This is a genomic window from Protofrankia sp. CiP1_Cm_nod3 (genome assembly GCF_982290655.1).
Map to the genome: position 1 here is coordinate 1 of NZ_CEVIVD010000222.1, position 1,531 is coordinate 1,531.

Annotated in this window: 1 protein-coding gene; it reads right to left on the minus strand. The window is 72.8% G+C overall.

Annotation, left to right across the window (positions count from 1 at the left end; genetic code table 11):
* Positions 1–1,531 (minus strand): lipopolysaccharide biosynthesis protein (locus AC5LUJ_RS23115; RefSeq protein ID WP_493465763.1); only part of this gene is annotated, 1,531 nt, incomplete at both ends.

A 1,531-nucleotide genomic window follows, 5' to 3' on the forward strand; every position in this document is an offset into this window, starting at 1 on the left:
GGCGGGGGCCGGATCCGGCGGGGCCGCGTCGTCGTCCCGGCCGCTCCGGCGGGAGCGCAGGCGCCCGACGACGCGGACGACCTGTGACCACTGGCATCCGACGAAGACCACGAACCCGGCCGCCGACGCGACCGGAAGCGCGAGCCAGACGGGAGCGACGGCCGACGCGACCAGCCAGGAGGCCGCGCCGGCCGCGGCGGCGGCCAGCACCTGCGGGCCGACCGCCCGCGCCAGCAGCCAGGGGGTGATCCGGAAGGGACGCAGCGCCAGCACGTATATCGGCAGCGTGACCCCGACGATGACCACCGCGTGGGCCGCGCCGGCACCGGCGATCCCGTTGCGCCCGACGCCGATGATCATGGCTGGGATGAGCGCCGCGATCCACAGCACCTGGATGACGAAGATCTCCCGGGTCCTGCCGAGCGCGACGAGGAAGTCCGACAGCAGCTCGACCATCGTGCGGGCGGCACCGAAGATCGCAAGACCCGCCAGCGCGCCGGCGGCCGCGTGCCACTTCGACCCGTAGACCACGGCGACGAGCGGGCCGGCCGCCCCGCCCATGATCAGACACACCGGTATCGTGATCGTGGCGACCATGGACGCCGCGGCGGCGAACCGGGCCGGGAGCTGCTCGCGGTCCTCGCTGACCCGCGCGAACGCCGGCATGGACACGGCCCGCACCACCGCGCTGAAGACGTTGATCGGCCAGCCGGACATGTTGAAGGCGAGCATGTACAGGCCCAGCTCGACGGCGCCGAGCTGCCGTCCGATCACGATGTAGTCGACGTTGAGCAGGGTGAACGCGACGACGTTGGCGCCGGTGAGCGGCAGCCCGAACGCGAGCAGCTGACGGGCCTGGGCCCGGCTGAACCCCGGCCGGACGCGTTCGGGGCTGAAGTGCCGCAGCAGCACGATCGAGACCACCTGGCCGGCGACCCGGGACCAGGCCAGCGCCATCGCCCCCCAGCCGGACACGGCGAGCAGGATCACGACGACCGCGGACACGACGGTGTTCGCGGAGTCGGCCATGAACTGTTTGTCCTGGGCGAAGTCCCGTTTGAGCAGGGCCGAGGGCACCGCGCCGAAGCCGGCGACCACGACGGTGATGGACAGCACCCGGACGGCTTCCGCGGCCTGGTCGGATCCCAGCGCCCGGGCGAACACGTCCGCCGTGGCCACCATGATCGCGCCGAGCGCGGCCGCGGTGCCGATGGAGATGGTCGCCACGGTCGGCGCGATCCGGCGGCACTCCTCGCGGCTGCCACGGACAAGCGCCGCGCTGACCCCGAGCTCGCTGACGTTGATGACGATCGACAGGACGGTCAGGGCGACGGCGAAGACGCCGAAGTCCGCCGGGGCCACCAGGCGGGCGACGAGGATGCCGACGCCGAACTGGCCGAACCGGGACAGCGCCACGTTGAGCGTGGTCCACATCGCGCCGCGGCGGACCATCTGGTCGAGGTTTTCCGTGTCGCCGGACGCGTCGCCGGCCGTGCCGCTGTTGTCGCTCGTGCCGTCCTTGCCAGCTACG